We start from the raw sequence: 17,992 nt of genomic DNA on the forward strand, positions 1-17,992 counted from the left end.
TGCCATCCCAACATTGGGTTGTTCATTGCGTATTCAAATCGACTAACTGGCGATAAATCTCCACCATCCCCAGCGTATCCCGCCGGCAGTACGCAAGCAGGCTCTGAATTAGTTCCTTTCTTTGTGCTTCATCCTCTGTGTCCAACAGTTCATTCCAGGCCACCTGGGCCACCTCACCACCCTGAATTTCCAAATCCTCATACGCCAACTCGGGTACAAGGACCGGCAGCACCGCTTTGATACTATTGGAGCCCCGAAAGCGATAATCCGTGTAATGTTTCCGAAAGATGACCAACTGGTCCCAGAGGCGGTCAATCATGCCTTGGAGCGGCTCCTGGAGCGTCGAAAAGCGATCCCGGAGGTCGGCGAGGATTCGTTTTTCGAATCCGGCATTGTACGCAATGACCGATCCCATTGCTCCAATGCTCTTGACCAGGTGTTCCGCCACGGGTCCCCGGGGATCGGTTTGGTCGGTGTGTAGGTACTCCACATGATCCAGGGAGCCGTCCTCCTGGAGAATATGACAGCTGTATTGAAACGGAAACTGATCGTACGGACGCATCCCCTCGAATCGCGGTACGGCCGGATTGTCGGTTTCAAAGTCCAGGAAGTACAGGGGGTATTCCAATCGTGCTAATTCCTGCCGGATGCCCTCCCAATCGATGCTGGCGTCTTCCGCCTGGACACAGTCCACATATTCCTGCTGAGTATCTGAGAGGGGAAACGCGTCCGGGATATCGGTGATGGCCAGAATGTCATCTGCCATCAACTGGTCCTTTTTATCCCAGTTCAATCGAGGGACGGTAAAGATGGAATACTCCGGGACGTGATCCCAGCAGTACTCAACCAGGGGACAGTCATATGGCGAAGTACAATGCTTGCCAATCGGGACTACCGGTTTGTTCTCCCGGTCCAGAGTAGCGAACAAGTGCGCAAGGATATCGGGAACCTCCGGAAGAAAGCCTGCTACATCCGTTGTGATATCAGCTGTCGTAAAGAAGTTGGACAGGTCGGGATATACACACTCCCGGTTGACGTGCATGAGGTGGGTGCTCGCAATGGGGAGGCCGGCCCCCTCAAGCACATACTCCTGGATGGCCACGTCCTGGATGTGTTCGTCCTTGACCCGGGTGGAGGATTTCACCTCCATGAGTTGCCAGGTGTCGTCCTCGGTCCGGCGCAGGATGTCCGGCCGCACCAAAACCTCTTCATGGGCAAAGGCGCCTTCAAAGAGGACCTTCACTCCAGAATCTATTGCCTGTTCAGTCTGCGCCATCGCCTCGGGTATGTGGAAATGGTCGGGTTCGATGAGCACGCCGTCCGTGTAATCGTCCCGGGCCAGTTGTCCCACCTGATGGCCCTGATCAAATATTCGCTGGTCCGCCGGTGAAGGGGGAGGAATGAGGGCCCGGTTGTACGTTTCGATCCAGAGTTTCTTGGTACATTGGATCCCGGACAGGAACCGGGATTTGGAAAGGCGGTGGGTCATGGTGTTACCTTTTGCCATTCGTTATCCTCCCATAGAAACAGGAGCCAATCCTCTGGTTGCTGGGTTGCCCAAGAATCCGGATGTGGGAGGAACAGAAAATAGAGCGCCTCGGCCGTAACATATCGGGCAAGGTGCTTCATGTCCTCCCGGTACGCTTGGGATTGATTAGTCCTCAGTGGACCGACCATCATTTTGTACGGGGCATTGCCGGCAAGAAGCTTCTGGAAGTCCTTGGATATCTCACGCATATCTCCTTTGAACTCTGACTCAATTTGCCAGATCGGCGGGAGAATATAATCGAAGTCCACACGATTTGAAGAGCTTGTGAATGTTCGATACTTGGCAATTGTGATATCAAAAAGGAATTCGGCCACATTTGGAACAGGTTTTGACTTCCTCTTTCTATCACGATAGAATGCGCAGACGCGCTTCTCACCACCATACTTTGCCTGGAAAGCCAATGCTAAATTGGTAACCCACCATTTGCTTAACCGGTTATGATACCATTGCAATTCTTCTGAATCACGCGCTGCGGGAATATCCTGTTCCCATATGGAATCAACAATATCATGGATGTCTTTAGGCTCCAGGTGGTATTCAGAGGATACATTAATCATTGTTATGCTCTCCATGGACTTTTTGTGGCACGTAGAAGGATTAAAAGACTACGTATAATATTTGCCTGTGGACGTCAAGAGTCAACCCAAGAACTGGAAATACGTCAGGACTAAAGCAGGAGAAATGTAGATTATTCGGTCTTGTATTTTTTTGCCGTCAAGTCAAAGGACACTCTCGAGATTGTATCTTCTCCTTCGTTCGCTTCCCAAAATTCTACTTCATCTGGGATAACATGGGGATGGGTACGCAGGTAGTATTCGCAAAGAGACTCCTGTTTTTTCTCACTCCAAACGTACTTGACAAACATAATTTTACGATAACTTCGGGGAGCCAGATAAAAGTAGAGCATGGCCTGATCCCATCCGGTTAATTTCGCTGAAGGAACGTTCCCGCCTGCAGTCCAGGTATGGGACTTGCACTCAATGAGGGTTTTATGTGCATGACTGCCCAAGTCAAATCGATGGGGCTTTTGTGCATAGATACCAATGGGAATTTCAAAATTTGGTGTTAAGTCAGGGATATCATTCCTGAAATGCTCATACGCCAGGTCTTCAAAATCTTTACCAACTTGGGCATTACTTTCTGCATTGCGTCTTTGATGTCGAGGCATAATTATCCCTTTAAAAAGAGACTACCATATATTACCAAATCTAAAATAGGTTTATGTGTGATTAATTGACAGGCAGAAATTTTCCTTGAGAATGCAGGATTCAAACAACCGGGAAAGGAACATAGTTTTGCTACAATTCAGCAATTATGTAGCGAAAACTCCTTGATTCTGCGAACCGGTCGTGGGAAGTTAATCTATAGTTTGATGGCCGATTTTTTATCTGTTCAAACATTGTTGAGGGTACAGTCTTTCTTTGGGAAGATATTAAAAGATTGGTGTATTTACGTGAGGTGAACTGGGGCTTAAAAAGGTTTGAACTATCATAGGTAATTATTCCAATGCTATTCATTCGCATTACATTCTTTCTTGTCTTTTTTCTCCTCTTGCAATGTGTCGAAGTACCTTCTCAACCTGATTTCGAAACGGGGCAAATCCTTGCACCAACCTACAAGTCTTATGTAGTAAGTATCCATGTGGAAAAAGACGATGTGCCCTTAGAAAATGCTCAACTCGAGTTATATATCCACCATGCCTCCTATACTAAATCACAGACTACCTATACTGCTGAAACCAATAGCCGGGGTAATTATTACTGGGAAATTGATTGGGAAGAGGTTCACCATCATACGTATGAGTTATCTGTTCAAGAACCTTTGCTCGGGGCTGTTAAGCGATTTAATGGTCGAGTGCGATTTAATGAAAAGGATAGATTTGAGGTGGAGTTTTAAATGGATATTGCTGGTGAACTGAGGCCGTTAGGTAGCCCTTCAATTTTTATAGAAAGGAGATTAAATGTGCACTAAAGTAATTTTCGACAGGTCAGCCTTTGCATCCAATTCGATCGAGGAATTACACGACGATAGATTGTTATCTCTTCTAAAGGACGAGAGAATCATCGTACACCATTCTCCGATTTTCTTAGAAGAAACTTTGCAAATGTATTACAATAACAATCTGTTACCCCAATTGAAGAAAGAACTTCCATTCATTTTACGAATTTGTAATGGTAAATATTTTCGTCATAAATTCGAGGTTTGGAAAAATGAATTAGGGGAAAAAGACTTGTCTTATGAGGATAAATATTTTCTTTCAGATGAGGATGAAGATCTATTTAAAGAAAATGTTAGCTCACTAATCATGACCGAAAAATTAGGTGGTAAAGAATTAAATCAAATTCGCCGTAAATCAATGGAATCTGAAAAATCTGCTATAGAACATAGAGAACTCTATAAATGGCTTAGAGATGAGTACACGAGTGAATTTACTGACAATATTCATACACCAGATGAGAGGGAGAAATTAATTGATTGGTATGTCAAAGAACATATTGATTCATTTGCTGAAAAATTTATCAAGAAACGATTGCCAAATTTACCAGATATTGCTTATGTAAACTGGAAAAAAGATAAGGATAAATATCCTTATTTTACTAACTATGCTAAAGGAATAATGTATTCCGCTGTATATGCCTTTGGTGAACCAAATCAACGTCTTGATAAAAATGCGCTTGCAGATGTTGGAATTTTGATGTATTTGACGGATGCAGATATAATTGTTTCAAATGATACAAGATTTATGAGTTTTGCGTTCGATTACTTATATGGAAACTCTGGTAAAAATTACCTCTCGACTAAAGATTTTATCGAAAGTTTAAAATTTATTTAACGGACTACCTAACCCCCATTCCACCGGACAAAATGCACGATAACTGGGGCTGTTAAGGGGCTTCAGGGAGATTTGTGAAGGATAATTCACGTTGTTTATACTATATTAATCGTAACATGCCAAGAGGCAGACACTACAATTCAATAGTGATTATATGAAAAACATTGTTCTTTTAGATGGTGGCGTTGGCCAAGAAATATATAAGCGAGCCGGAAAACCTGCGACACCCATGTGGTCCGCTCAAGTCATGATGGACAACCCCGAAGTGGTAAAAGACGTCCATCAAGATTTTATAAAAGCAGGGGCGAGTATCATTACAATGAACAGTTACACGTGCACCCCCACTCGTCTGAAGCGAGATGGGCAAGTGCAATTGTTTGAAACACTCCAGCTACAAGCCTTAGATATTGCCTCTCGTGCAAGAGAGGAACTTGGGGTGAGCGCTGAACATGTCTCGATTGCCGGGTGCCTCCCTCCCTTAATTGGCAGCTACACAGTAGATGAGCGGACTTTTTCTGAATTGAAAAGTGAGTACGAACAAATAGTAGCCATCCAGGCACCACATGTCGATCTCTTTCTCATTGAAACAATCTCAAATGTAAAGGAAGCCAAAGCGGCAGTTGAGGCAGCACGGCACGGCGGCAAACCTGTATGGCTCAGTTTCACTCTGTCAGATGATAATCCGAATCAATTACGTTCAGGGGAAACTATTGATGAAGCGCTGCACTCATTAAAAAAGTACCCTTTGGGAGCGCTCTTGTTCAATTGCTCTTTCCCAGAGACAATAGGTCAGGGTTTATTGTCAATAACGCATCTGGATATGCCATATGGAGGGTACGCCAATGGCTTTACTTCTGTTGACCCGCTTCAGCCAGGCGGAACGGCGGACCAACTTTCGGCCCGAACGGATCTGGACGAAAAAAAATATGCGTCGCATATCATGGATTGGATACAAACGGGAGCGACTGTCATTGGGGGATGTTGTGAAGTCGGACCGTCATATATTGATTATATCTTTCAACAATTACAATCAGAGAATTATACAATAGTCTCTCGTCCATAAGAACACAGCGAACAATATATGGGCGAAAATACTCTCGAAGCGTTCGCACTCCGCTTATACTTGACTGTTAAATCCGATTCACATCATAAGAAGCCATCCAACCTCACGTTCCACCGGACAGCATGACTACAAGATGACGTTGAAGTGGGGCCGCTAGGTAGAGTTATGTTTTTGAATTATTATTCGATCGTATTCTTCCAGGTTTCGTGCAAAAATACACTCACGGTACCGGCAAGATTTACTGCTAACTCGGCATGCCTACCAGATGGTTTGACTCCATTTCTTCCTTGACCATGAGCGTCTCCGATTTTATTTCGTAACGCACCGAGACCACCGACAATTGAATAGCAACCACCTAATATTTGTTTGAAAATTTTCTCGGAGTGTTGGCTGGGTGCAAGATTCAACGCATTGGCAGTATCGTTGTATAAATTTGGTAGTGTTGAATTATTACTATAATCTATTTTCAGCGCCTCTAGAATGTGCTTACAAACACCTTCTAACAGTGTACGAGCAAGGGTTATAGCACCTTCGGGATCTTCTGATTTGCGTTTTAGTGCTCTCTGCCAAAGAGTGTGTATGTAATCTTCATCAAATGCTGATAATTTGTTTGATATAGTTTGTTCGGCAGGTGACTCTGGAAATTTTTCTAATTTATCTAGTACGGGTTGAAAAGAATCCCATAAGAATTTCCTCCTCTCTTTGTAAGTTTCAAACTTGGGTTTAATAAAGCCCCAAAATTGATTTAAATTGCGTGAAGTTTTTAAAAATGGGGGAAGTAAGTCTTTTATTTCTGGGTTACTTAGTAATTCACGGCGAAGGGTCTTGTATTCTTCCTCTTCAGGATAATTACCGGTAGCCCGGTCAATTAAAATGTTTTGTAATACTTCAACTTTTTCGAATAATGAATAATCTTCAAACATTTTTTATTTGCCTCGCATTGAATTGCATTAATTTTGAATAAAATAAAATTCAAAAGCATTAGGACCTAACTATCTAAAATATAACTCTACCTAAACCACCATTGTACCCGAAAAACGAACACCTCAATAACCCCATGACACGATCCCCGGATATCGAAACCCTTTATACAGTCACCCGCAAGCGGATTACCACATTTCTGGATGACCGGGTCCAAGATAACCCCCGCATCACTGACTGGCGATTTGAATGGGATCGGACACTGGACTATGCCATCATCGTCGAAGGCGAGGACCGCTCATTCTTTTGTTGGGTGCAGATGTCCGATGGGACTACCGAGAAAGTCAGTTGGATTGTTCGGGATACTGAACAAATCCAAGAGTATATAAAATATGGGGTGCCACTCCGAGACTTTAATCCATCACAGATTTTGGATGCCTTGCAGGATGTCGGTGTGTTTGTGCCGTGAAATCTTTTAAGATCTCACCACATTACATCACCGATTGGCGATATTACCATAGGATTTTGAGGAAAACTGGCTACATAACACTCCTTATGTAGCAAGAATAAAGTTGCTACCGGCCGGGTTTTCCATTATTCTAAAAATGCACCCTTCCTGGGTGCACTCAACGACACAGCTCCGCAAATACTCACTGGTGTTCGGGAGATTTTTCAATTGTTGATTGCTATGTTTTTTTAACATATACCGATGATATTTTCTATTGCATCTAAATTCCTATCAGAGGACATTACATTTATGTAGTCACCACTCCTGTCAATTTGTTATTAAATATGATGGAGAGATGTCCATGAGATTCTCTTTTTTACTATTGAGTGTTTTTACGTGTTTCATCGCTCTTGATGCTCACGCCCAGCCACATATTGAGTGGGTAAAAAAATACGATATTTATATAGAGAGATCTGGTAGTATAAATGGCTGGAGTTTGACAGAAACCTCACAAGGATATTGGGCGGCAGGCCCAGTGAGTAATACTGAATGGATGTTATTAAAATTGGATAGTAATGGAAATATTGTATCATCATTATCAATGCAGGATCAAATCGGAAAAATCGAAATTCTTGGTGGTGAATATAATGGTGTTTTTGTCATAACGGATTCAGTTGTATATAAATTTGACAATAATTTGTCAATTGAACAGGAAACTCCGATTGGATATTTATATGATGCTGAAGTGACTAATGATGGTGGTCTTATTATTTTTCATTCTTTTTCTGATTATTTATTTACCAAATTAGACTCACAAGGACAAATTGAATGGGAAAAAAGTACTAATTTAAATGGGGGATTCTCAATAGCCCAACTTTCAAATAATAATTATATAATCCCCATCAGTGCTCGCAGGGATGAAGGTTCATTTTTATACATATACCAATTTGATAGTAATGGCAATTATTTAAACACTGAGCAATTCGCAATTTCAGGAGACCCCAGTTACGCAACATTCATCGCCGTTCAAAACAACTATTTTGGGGTAGTAGTACCCGTGTGCCGAGAAAATACAAATTATTTAAGCCTCTGTTTTCTAATAATGAATAATGATCTATCTTTTGTTGAAGGACCATCCTTCTGGGATTATCAATTACATTATGATAATTTTACAGATTTAGTATCAACCTTCGAAGGCTTTGCTATTTCATTTGGTCAAGAAACTGCTCCAGATGTTACTAATATTACAACCCTTCGAGTTGATTCCATAGGTAACCCGCTTTGGGCAATAGAATACATACACAATGGACTAGATATAAGTCATGACCTCTTGTACTTATTAGATGGGAAGTATCTAAATATTGGAACTTTAACAGCTCCGGAAGATACTTTGGTATTATTCAAACTTTCTTCGACGCCTACGGCAAAAATAGTTGGCTCTCAAATTACCTTAGATGACAATTGGGATGGGATGGCTTCTGGTACGCTTGATGGGAGCAATAGCGTGAGTTATGAAGCCGATACTATTTTCAGTTATTCCTGGTTTATCGATGGACATGAATCGGGCCAGGAGAGTGTGTTAGATTATTCGCTCCCCGTAGGTACCCATGAGATTGAGTTGGCGGTCTCCGACGCCTCCGGGGTAACCGATACTGCTTTTTACCAAATTAATGTTAATTCTGAGAATATTGAAACAGGCGGCTCAATAACCTCGGCTATTAGTACCATTGACGACTCACTGTTTTTTGTCAGTTCGACTGATGAAGAGATTATCCACTTCGATGAAACTGGAGAAGTGAATTGGACTCTGTACACTGGGGGCGAAATTCGGTCCACGACCACGGTGAGTGGGGATTCTGTGATCTATGTCGGGTCATCCGATACCCGGTTGTATGCTTTTGATTTGACTGGCAATTTCCGCTGGGACCTCCCGATGGGCGGGGAAATCACCGCCTCGCCGGCATTAGATGCTCAAGGCAATTTGTATGTGGGGACCAACACCAACCGGATCTATAAAGTCACTCCTAATGGTACTCCAGAATGGAATATTATCACAGGTGATTCGATCCATGCTTCGGCAGCAGTTGATGAGGAAGGGGATATTTATATCGGGAGTGATGACGGGACCTTGTATGCTCTCCAAGCAGACGGTACTATCCAATGGCGGCTCAATACGGATGGTCGAGTTCGTTCTTCCGCTGCGTTTGATTCTGCCGGGAATATCTATGTCGGGAGTGATGACGGGAAGTTGTATAGTCTGACACCAGAAGGAGAGGACCGCTGGGCATTTCAAACGGCAGGACCGGTTCGGTCGTCACCAGTGATTGATGGACAAAACTGCATCTACTTTGGCTCAGGTGATAGTACCATTTATTGCGTGTCGGACTCTGGAACTCTAGTCTGGGAGACAGATGTTGATGCTCCGGTGTATGGGACCGGGGGACTGTCACCGAACGGGAACTTTTATATTGGGAGTCAGAACGGTAAACTCCATGTATTGACGACTGCAGGTGACTACCAGTGGTATTTTCAAACCCAGGGTCCATTGGTGGCACCCCCACTGATTACATCGACGGGGCGGATGTATATTGGAAGTGATGAAGGGACGATTTATGGGTTTGCGGATATCTCTGCTGGTGGATTCCAGAAAACAACTGATGCCCATTTCGCCGGTTACTGGCCCACCTTTCAGGGCAATAATGCTCGAACAGGTAATTTGGCAGATATTGTAACCGCTGTTGACCCCGAGGAGGGAGACCAGTCTGCGTTGCCACAACAATTTACTCTCTCGCAAAACTTTCCCAACCCCTTCAACCCAACTACCACACTCAAATATGGCTTGCCTCAGGATGCGGATGTTAGGTTAGTCATCTATGACCTCGCTGGGAGGAAAGTAAAGACGCTTGTTCAGGAACAGCAATCGGCAGGTTGGCATCAAGTCTCATGGGGTGGGACTGGCCAGTTTGGGCAAAGTGTCAGCACAGGCGTCTACTTTTATCGATTGGAGGCCGGGGAGTTTGTCGACGTGAAAAAGATGGTGTTTATGAAGTAACACCTATCATTATAAAAAAAATATTAAAATAATTATTGATTCTATGAATTTTCCTTGTTTTGGCTAGGCAATTAACCTATAATTTATTTGAAGATAAAAGCAAAACACCAAATCAATTTACATTTTCCTTAGTTTTCCCTCTATTGAGATACATCTAATCTAATACAGGGATGAGTCGACGGCGTATAAAATCAACTGGTAATCTTTACCAGATACGTATATAAACCAGATACACAGGTTGTTCTCGGGATTGATTTGCTTCCGAATCGATACAGGAGGTCGCCGTGAAATACCTAATGAGTTTTTCTATTATTTGTGGATTGCTACTCTTTGATTCTACAATGATTAACGGACAGGATGGATCTGCATTTTTTAAGGGAATGCCTAGCCGTTTAAATATGAATGATGTTTATGCAAACAACCCAGATGCATCTCATATTAATGGGCACGAATTTACCCTGGAAATACGGATTTTCCCCCTTGATTTGGGAGAGCTAGGCAAAGAAATCTATGTGATTTCAGCACCTATTCTAGACCCTCCCAATAATGTGAATTTAGATCCCTCTAACCCCCCATTTTTTGATTTTTTAATGTTACTTATTACGGATGAGACTTTCCAGAATACCCATGTGGAATTTTCCTTAACAGATGGTAAATCAGGGGGGCAATCTATAAGTTTTATTTCTAATGCCTCCATACCCCAAGAACAATGGTCTCAAATTTCAGTGACGTATGATGGCACTTCTATAAAAATGTATATTAATGGGACATTCGATGTAAGTGTCCCCTGGCATTATGATATCGTCTCAAATTCAATTGGAATTTATGCAGGATATTCATGGAATAACTTTCACCTCGGTGACCAATATAGCGGATTGCTTGATGAAATCCGGTTATGGGACCGAGCACTTCTGGCTAGTGAAATACAAGGATACTCCAATACCACCTTAGTTGGCAATGAATCGGGACTTGCGGGCTATTGGCCATTAGATGAAGTGTATAGGAAAGAAGAAGGCAATCTGACACCTGACTTGACTCAGAATGAAAACCATTTCCACGTCCAGTACGATATCGATTTCGTCGAATCAGCGTATACAAATATGTCCCATAATCCAACATCAGCTCACATCACTTTTGAGCCCACCTCTATTGATTTTGGCATCCTTGAACCCGGACAAATAACAGATCCGCAACAGATAGTTTTCCAAAATTCTAATGACCGATCTGCATTTGGGAAACTCACAGCAGATAATTCAAATATTGCCTTTTCTTATGAGAGTTTGTGGATAAAAAAATACGCTCTCTACTATTTTGTTGATCCTCAGGCACAGGCAGAATTGAGTCTTAAAGTGATGCCGCTTGTCAATGGCGATATTAGTGGAACGTTTTTACTCTCCGATAATAATCCAGATAATCCGGCTCAGGAAATTCCGTACAATCTCATAGCAATTCCACTCCAACAACTTGATGTTAATAATATTGCGATGTGGGTTTTACGGAATGGAAGATTTGCGGGAGATCCTTTGCTATCGAAAAATGGTGGATTGAATTATCCCATTGGATCAAACAAATATGCTATCTATAGCTCAGGACTGTGGCTTGGGGCGAAAGTTAACGGAGAGATACGTACGGGTATAGCGTCTTATGGCTCAGAATTTGAGGCTGGGGTAATTGCTGCTGGAGAACCCGCCAACCCGAGCCAGTTAAAATATCGTGTCTATAAAATTGAAAAAGGTGATACCGAATCTAATCCCGATTATGCGGAATGGCCTGTTGAAATGGGGGCCCCAGTGAATCCCGATGGCAGTCCTAAGCATGTCGGAGATCAGACGCTGTTTTGTGTCTACAACGATGCAGATCCAGATAACCATTTTGATGGTTCAAATCCTTTAGGCGTCGAAGTTCAACAGACTTCATTCGGGTATGCATCTTCGGCACTAACAAACACCGAATTTATGCAGTTTGAGATTGTGAATACGAGTGACGAGGCGTGGGAAGATGCATATTTATCATTATGGTGTGATCCGGATATCGGGTATTATGCTGATGATGTCGTGGGTGTAGATACGTTTCGAAATCTTGGATATGCCTATAATGGGGATACATTTGATGAAAGTACTGCCTCAATTGACGGGTATGGGGATACGCCACCGGCTGTCGGATTTGATATCCTTCAGGGTGGATTGAGAAACGAGCCGTTAAATGCCTTCGGCTATTTTACTGCATACCAAGAGTATCCGGATGGCGATCCCTCTTCTTTTGAAGAATATTATAACTTGATGCAGGGACTACTGTTGGATGGGACACCTCGAATCGATCCCATAACTGCGGAACCTACTAAATTTCCAGTCTCTGGGAATCCCGTAAGTGGAGATGGATGGTTAGATGCACAACCGGAAGATCGTAGATTTGTGGTTGTGACAGGGCCGTTTGATCTCGATCCCAATCAGTCCAAAAATATATTTACTGCAATTATAGTGGGGCAAGGTAGTAACAATATTGCAAGTGTGCAGGATTTATTTGACCGGTCTGATGCAGTACAGATGCTCTTCGATGAAGGAAGTATTCTTGGGAGTGCCGTGGAATCTATCGTTTCCGAGACAATCGAATCAGGAGGTGAATCAGTTATTGATGATGTAGAAAACTCAAATACCACAATACAGGTCTCGGCAGAGGAGGAAGAAGTACAAGTAGAATTGACATCCTATTCAGAGGAACCGCCCGGAGTGATGCCACCGAATCCAGAAACAACAGCATCGTTTGGAAAGTCCGTAGAAATTGTGACACTCGGAGATATCGCATGGCCGATAAGGGTCAAAAATTATTATTCGCTAAAACATCTGCAGGAGACACGAATTCTGGAAAAAGATATCCAGGGATTGGGGTATTGGAACGGCGTGAGAAATGACTGGACTATTTATGGAGAGAATCCTGCAGATGATTATGGAAGAGGAAACTCTGGAACAGTGGTTGATACCCAGGATGTAACAATCGGGGAGACACTATATGAGGGAACAGTGTCTACAGATGCTTACCATGTTGGAACGGTAAAAATACTGGCACGTCCTCACTATCCTGAAGTCCGGTTTGAGCAGAGTATTGAGTTTGTTCACTCGTTGGCCCTTGAAAATTTTAAAAATCCAGATGATAAGCGGAAAAAGCAACTCACCCATTTGATTGAGCAAGCTCAACATCATTTCCTTGAAAATGATTTCACTGGGGCTATTCAGATTTTAGAGGATGCAGTGACCAACCACTTGAGAGTAAGGGGTAAACAGGGAAACAATGTCTGGATTCAGGATGATGAAAATCGTCAACAACTCCGTGGTGATATCCATGATTTAGCGCAATTATTGAAACAACAATTGGCCGCTCCACAAGCACAGCGGAGAACGCCGGATGAAAACCACATGATCGTGAATACTCCAACGAAATATCAACTTGCACATAATTATCCGAATCCCTTTAATCCCTTTACCACGTTACAATATGGGATCCCGGAAGACTCAAATGTTCAGTTGGTGATATATGATGTTTCTGGTAAAAAGATTTGTACGCTTGTGAATACCTACCAGAATGCAGGTTGGCATCAGGTGCAGTGGAATGGCAGGAATGAGTTTGGTCAGACTGTCAGTACCGGTGTCTACTTTTATCGCCTGGAGGCCGGGGAGTTTATGGATGTGAAGAAGATGGTGTATATGAAGTAACTATTCTACCCATAAATGGGTACAGCAGAGCCCCATTCTTTCTTAGCATTGGGCTCTTTTTTCATAATGCTAATCAAATTCATCATGCCAATTCTTTTCACCGCTAAGTTGGCAAGTGAATTTTGGAAGCACATTAATTACTCCCAGGGCTTTCTTTACATTTCTTTAAACATACCTTGGGAATATTGTCCAGTGATTCGGTATCTAGGTTTCCGCCTATCGATAATATAGTGAAGGTGTTATGGGCTCTCTCTCACCTGGATTAATTAAGAATTAATAACCTTTCAATGCAATTTAAGAGACAAGGTATAAATGAAAAATATATATTTTGGTGAAACAAGTAACCGAGACTGGCTGAATATTACTGTACCTAAAAAATTTGATAAAGAAAAATCAGAGCGGTTTTGCTTAAATTTTAGAACAATTCAGCATAATTAATTTTGATTTGTAGAAAAAAATACGACAGACTGTGTCATATACATCTTGACATCTAATTTGTTTAAAGATATCTTTTATTTAAGGTTGGTATGAAATTTATCATAGGTTTTTAGTACATAATATGAGCAAAAACCAATTGATTTTTGCTCGGTAACATCGCGACCTATTTGTTGTTTTGAACCCTCTCGTTAGTACTAAATTGATATCTGCTGACCGGTGACGTGTTTAAAATGTAGTACTAATATTTGGGAAATACACATTTTCCCTAATTAGAGTTTTATTATACTTAGAAAAGCCTAATCTCGTAGTTGGGAGATGAATTTCGGGCCGTATTTCTATATTAGTACATCTTCCAATTATGAATATTCCAGCGGAACAATAATTAACTATTCTGTTTTTGGAGTAGTTTTATTCCGATTAGGTATAATACAACTTTAATATACAACTATAAAGCCACCGATCTGGAGATAAAATGGAACGATCTACCGGACGGTGCTATGACGCAGATCAATGAGGATAATGATCACATTAATTTGTCATTAGCACAACCGAAAGGTGGGGCACTCCCAGAAACTATGGCTCACCTCCGTTTCAAGTTTCGAGATGAAATATATACCCAGGAGAGTCCCGTAACACTCAAATGCCTCCGACTCAACTAAAACAAAGAGCAAACCGATGTGGCAACGGCAACTCTCTCCATTACTACTGGCATAGCCGATGACTCCGCAATTCCAGGCACGTATGTACTGCACCAGAACCATCCCAATACGTTCAACCCAACCACCACTATTCGGTATGGATTGCCAGAAGATACCCATGTCACCCTGACAATTTATGATTTGGTTGGTAGAAAAGTGGCTGTGTTAACGAACTCTCACCAGCAGGTAGGATGGCAAAAGGTAAAGTGGAACGGCAGGAATACCGCTGGGTACCTTGTAGGAAATGGGGTGTATTTATATCATCTGCGTGCCGGCAAATACCAGGAGACAAAATCAATAGTGATATTGAAATAGCCAGTTATCAATTCCTAAAGGAATAATACTGAGTCACTACACAAGGAGACAGGAATATGATACAGAGAAACATTTACCTGATTTATAGTCTATTCTTGATGAGTGTTTTTATTTTTGTGGGGTCCATTAATAATGTACTCATGGCGGGAGAGGGACCACCGACTAGATTCGTTCCTCCAGAGATGGCAGACTATACGCCGGATGAGATTGTTGCTTCGCCTCAAGAAAAGTCGGTTTTACCGCTGACGCGTGGGGAGAGGGATATGATGCCTGAATATAAACATGAGATGGACAATGTCTTTCAAACGCGCTATGCTACCCGGACGGGGCGGGCGGCAACAAGTTCCGGTGGATGGATTGAGTTCTACCGGTATTATCAGTGGACTGGGAGTGCGTGGCAGGAGGATACGTATCGTTACCAAATAACTTATAATGCTGAGGGACGGCCAATTGAAAGATTATGGCAGGATTCGACAAACGGGGCGTGGGAGCATACCGGGCGGAACCTCTACACCTATGATACTAATGGGTATCAGACTGAATATTTGAGCCAGGACTGGATAAACGGGGCGTGGGAGAATGACTGGCGGAACCTCTACACCTATGATACTAATGGGTATCAGACTGAATATTTGAGGCAGGACTGGATAAACGGAGCGTGGGAGCATGCCTGGCAGTACCTCTACACCTATGATACTAATGGGTATCGGACTGAATCTCTCGGCCAGGACTGGATAAACGGAGCGTGGGAGCATGCCTGGCGGAACCTCTACACCTATGATACTAATGGGTATCGGACTGAATCTCTCGGCCAGGACTGGATAAACGGGGCGTGGGAGCATACCTGGCGGAACCTCTACACCTATGATACTAATGGGTATCGGACTGAATCTCTCGGCCAGGACTGGATAAACGGGGCGTGGGAGCATACCTGGCAGTACCTCTACACCTATGATACTAATGGGTATCAAACTGAATATTTGAGGCAGGACTGGATAAACGGGGCGTGGGAGCATGCCTGGCAGTACCTCTACACCTATGATACTAATGGGTATCAGACTGAATATTTGAGGCAGGACTGGATAAACGGGGCGTGGGAGCATGCCTGGCAGTACCTCTACACCTATGATACTAATGGGTATCGGACTGAATCTCTCAACCAGGACTGGATAAACGGGGCGTGGGAGAATGACTGGCGGAACCTCTACACCTATGATACTAATGGGTATCAGACTGAATATTTGAGCCAGGACTGGATAAACGGGGCGTGGGAGAATGACTGGCGGATAGTGATCATTTATGAATTTTTCGGATTAACAGGAGAGTTCACAGCAACGCCAGTAAAAGGAAAGGAGCCGCTTATTGTCAACTTTACGGATGAATCTACAACTCCGGAGAGCTCGGGGCTAGTAAGTTGGCAATGGGATTTTCAGAACGACGGGACGGTTGATGCGACAATCCAGAATCCGTCATACACTTACACCAGAGCATCGAACTATGATGTAAGGTTGGTGGTCAGTGATGGCGTAGACACGGCCACGGTTGTGAAACAGAATTATATTACAGTGTATCCGGATACCGCCATCCACATAGTTTTAACTATCCCTGATATTGTAGCTCTGGCAAGAGATACAGTAAGTATCCCCGTGTTCACAAAATTCCCAACAGACTCCTCCTATACCTCGGCAGAATTAGGCATTCATGGATATGAATCGGGTTTAGTCTTTTCTGGGATTGACACATCAAATACCCTTACTGGAAAGGCTGGGTGGGCATTCACTGTTAACGAAACGGATAGTCTTCTGCTGAATTGGTCAGCCGGAGCTAACACCATCAGTGATAGTGGTGTATTTGTGAATCTAGTATTCGAGGTTACCGGCGCCCCCGGGACATATGCACCAATCATCGTCGAGTCTGCAACCTTTGATACAGGTAAAGAGTTAGTCACAATTACCAATGGCGGAGTTCACATCGAGGCATCCTATGTGTATGGAGATGTGGATGGGAATGGCCGAATTCAGGCGTATGACGCCTCACTCATTCTCCAACACGTAGCCGGGATGATTACCTTGACGGCCGGTGATTCCATAGCAGCCGATGTGACGCTGGATGGCAGTCTCTCAGCGTTCGATGCCTCCATCCTGCTCCAATATGGCGTCGGCTTAGTTGATTCCCTGCCGTACGATACGACGGACCAGTCGGTGGTGGCTTCCGGACAGATTGCGATGAGCGATCAACCCATGACACCAGGGAGTGCCATCTCTCTTCCGCTCACCATGGAAAATGGCGCCAATCTGCTTGGCTTGGAATCCACAGTTGAGTATAATCCAAATCATCTGGAGTATGCCGGCGTCCGATGGGCCGACGAGTTTAACGGGACCCTCCGTCAGATCCACGAGAAAAATGGGCGACTTGTCATGACAGCTGCAGGCACGCAAACCTTAGCAGCCACCGGGGAGATTGCCCGGCTTCAGTTTCACGTGCATGAGAACCTGCGTGTAAACGAAAGTAAGGTGACTCTGAAACGACTCCGCCTTAATGAAAATCCGGTACAGACCGATGTGACGACGGCGACGCTCTCAAGTACTACCGGGATTGGCGATGACTCTGCAATCCCTGATACCTATGTCCTACACCAAAACCATCCCAACCCGTTCAATCCGACCACAACAATCCGCTACGGATTACCGGAAGGTGCACACGTCACTCTTACAGTCTATGATCTAATGGGACGGCCAGTTGCCGTGTTAGCAAATGGCCAGCAACAAACAGGGTGGTATACTGTGCACTGGGATGGGCACAGCCAGACCGGACAGCCGGTCAGTACAGGCGTCTATTTTTATCGGATTGAGACGCTGGATTTTAAGGCTATAAGGAAAATGGTGTATATGAAATAAATGAATACCGCTGTGTGATGGTGAATTCATCAGAAAATTGGCCGATGGGAATAAGGGCTTCAATGTATTTG

Annotated in this window: 12 protein-coding genes; 8 read left to right on the forward strand and 4 right to left on the reverse strand. The window is 43.5% G+C overall.

Translation table 11 applies throughout. From position 1 onward, the window contains the following. Positions 1-22: 22 nt before the first annotated feature. The 3 genes from K9N57_00780 to K9N57_00790 form a co-directional block, all read right to left on the reverse strand. The gene (locus tag K9N57_00780; protein MCF7802705.1) at positions 23-1,507 is read right to left on the reverse strand and encodes a DUF2779 domain-containing protein; all 1,485 of its coding nucleotides are present in this window, start codon (positions 1,505-1,507) and stop codon (positions 23-25) included. Then, positions 1,486-2,106 carry a hypothetical protein gene (locus K9N57_00785; GenBank protein MCF7802706.1) on the reverse strand — a complete coding sequence of 207 codons (621 nt, stop codon included), beginning with the start codon at positions 2,104-2,106 and terminating at the stop codon, positions 1,486-1,488. Before K9N57_00785 ends, K9N57_00780 begins: the two co-directional genes overlap by 22 nt. 131 nt (positions 2,107-2,237) lie before the next feature. Continuing rightward, positions 2,238-2,717 carry a hypothetical protein gene (locus tag K9N57_00790; protein ID MCF7802707.1) on the reverse strand — a complete coding sequence of 160 codons (480 nt, stop codon included), beginning with the start codon at positions 2,715-2,717 and terminating at the stop codon, positions 2,238-2,240. A 338-nt stretch (positions 2,718-3,055) separates the two neighbouring features. On the opposite strand from K9N57_00790, the gene K9N57_00795 reads away from it, so the two are divergent. From K9N57_00795 to K9N57_00805, 3 genes are all read left to right on the forward strand, one after another. Beyond that, entirely contained in the window at positions 3,056-3,445 is a 390-nt protein-coding gene (locus K9N57_00795; protein MCF7802708.1) for a hypothetical protein, read from the forward strand. A 64-nt stretch (positions 3,446-3,509) separates the two neighbouring features. Then, complete coding sequence (locus K9N57_00800; GenBank protein MCF7802709.1) at positions 3,510-4,382, forward strand: hypothetical protein; 873 nt, start codon at positions 3,510-3,512, stop codon at positions 4,380-4,382. Positions 4,383-4,536: 154 nt separating this feature from the next. After that, positions 4,537-5,445 (forward strand): homocysteine S-methyltransferase family protein, encoded by a 909-nt coding sequence (locus tag K9N57_00805; GenBank protein ID MCF7802710.1) that lies wholly within the window; start codon positions 4,537-4,539, stop codon positions 5,443-5,445. Positions 5,446-5,624: 179 nt separating this feature from the next. On the opposite strand, the gene K9N57_00810 is transcribed toward K9N57_00805, so the two are convergent. Further along, entirely contained in the window at positions 5,625-6,368 is a 744-nt protein-coding gene (locus tag K9N57_00810; protein ID MCF7802711.1) for an abortive infection family protein, read from the reverse strand. Positions 6,369-6,502: 134 nt separating this feature from the next. Between K9N57_00810 and K9N57_00815 the strand changes: the two genes are divergently transcribed. From K9N57_00815 to K9N57_00835, 5 genes are all read left to right on the forward strand, one after another. After that, complete coding sequence (locus K9N57_00815) at positions 6,503-6,835, forward strand: hypothetical protein (GenBank protein ID MCF7802712.1); 333 nt, start codon at positions 6,503-6,505, stop codon at positions 6,833-6,835. Positions 6,836-7,175: 340 nt separating this feature from the next. After that, on the forward strand, positions 7,176-9,866 hold the full coding sequence (locus K9N57_00820; protein ID MCF7802713.1) for a PQQ-binding-like beta-propeller repeat protein: 2,691 nt from the start codon (positions 7,176-7,178) through the stop codon (positions 9,864-9,866). Between the two features lie 284 nt (positions 9,867-10,150). Next, the gene (locus tag K9N57_00825; GenBank protein MCF7802714.1) at positions 10,151-13,573 is read left to right on the forward strand and encodes a T9SS type A sorting domain-containing protein; all 3,423 of its coding nucleotides are present in this window, start codon (positions 10,151-10,153) and stop codon (positions 13,571-13,573) included. A gap of 1,115 nt (positions 13,574-14,688) precedes the next feature. Further along, complete coding sequence (locus K9N57_00830) at positions 14,689-15,024, forward strand: T9SS type A sorting domain-containing protein (GenBank protein ID MCF7802715.1); 336 nt, start codon at positions 14,689-14,691, stop codon at positions 15,022-15,024. Positions 15,025-15,080: 56 nt separating this feature from the next. Continuing rightward, complete coding sequence (locus K9N57_00835) at positions 15,081-17,921, forward strand: T9SS type A sorting domain-containing protein (GenBank protein ID MCF7802716.1); 2,841 nt, start codon at positions 15,081-15,083, stop codon at positions 17,919-17,921. Positions 17,922-17,992: the final 71 nt, after the last annotated feature.

The sequence above is a fragment of the Candidatus Neomarinimicrobiota bacterium genome, from assembly GCA_021734025.1.
Classification (GTDB): domain Bacteria; phylum Fidelibacterota; class JAANXI01; order JAANXI01; family JAANXI01; genus JAANXI01.